Here is a 1,090-nt window from a genome sequence, read left to right on the forward strand (position 1 = left end):
TGGCAGTACGCACACGAAAAAGAATGGTGTTCGTAAAGATGTACAACTGTATAAATGTCAGAATTGCGGCTATCAGTTTCGCCCTGGTTCCCAAGTGAGCGATGATGAATTATGGACTGCTTATCAACAACATAAGCAGACGATGAAAGAACTATCGGTACACTTCAGGATAAGTGTCTCGACGGTCAAGCGTAGGTTACATGATATCAAGTGTGAATGGGTGCAACCTCCACTAAACGGCAGCGGGTTTGTCCATCTGGACGTAACATATTGGGGTCGAAACTTCGGAGTGCTGCTCGCATTAGATACGGAGAGTGGAAAACCTCTCTATCTGTTCTTTGTAAGGAACGAGACAGTGAAGGACTATGAAGATGCGGTCGTCAGTATCGAGAAACGTGGGTATGTCATACGCGGTCTGATCATTGACGGCAAAAAAAGCCTCTTCAAGTCTTTCTCTGAGTATCATGTACAGATGTGCCAGTTCCACATGAAACAGATTGTCAGAAGGTATCTTACGCTGAATCCAAGAATGCTGGCCAGCCGGGATTTAAAGGCTCTGGTGGACAAGCTGCATCGAATCCATGAGGCTGATTTCAGGAGCGAATATCAAGCGTGGAAGGAGAAGTGGAAGGGGCACGATAGAACATCGCAGCCTGCACAAGGACGGCAGACTGCGGTATACGCACCGGCGGTTGAGGGCAGCCATGAACAGCCTTGATTACTACTTGCCTTATCTCTTTACCTATCAGCGAGAGGATTTCTGCGGGATGCCCAATACCAACAACAAGATTGAGGGATCATTCACTGAGCTGAAGAAGAATCTGAACAATCATAGCGGACTTACACAAGAGAATCGCCAAAGATTCATCAATGGGTTTTTCTTGGTATTGATAAAAACTCTAAGTATGAAAAAGCAGGAACCACACTCATAGCGGCTCCTGCTCATACTTGTCGTTTTATACAATCCTGTTCCTCATGGAGTTGCTCCCCAGCAGAGCCCACTATGCTTTAGACTGCATGGCAAAGGTATATAAACTCCTTGAATATTTTGAATAAAGCCAGCCTGCAATTTGAGCTATTGAACACCTAA

Annotated in this window: 1 pseudogene; it reads left to right on the forward strand. The window is 45.5% G+C overall.

The window, feature by feature from the left end:
• Positions 1–932: pseudogene (locus HMPREF0645_RS12845) on the forward strand (IS256 family transposase, variant Zn-binding type); the annotation flags it as partial.
• Between the last annotated feature and the right edge of the window lie 158 nt (positions 933–1,090).

The organism is Hallella bergensis DSM 17361 (assembly GCF_000160535.1).
Lineage (GTDB): Bacteria > Bacteroidota > Bacteroidia > Bacteroidales > Bacteroidaceae > Prevotella > Prevotella bergensis.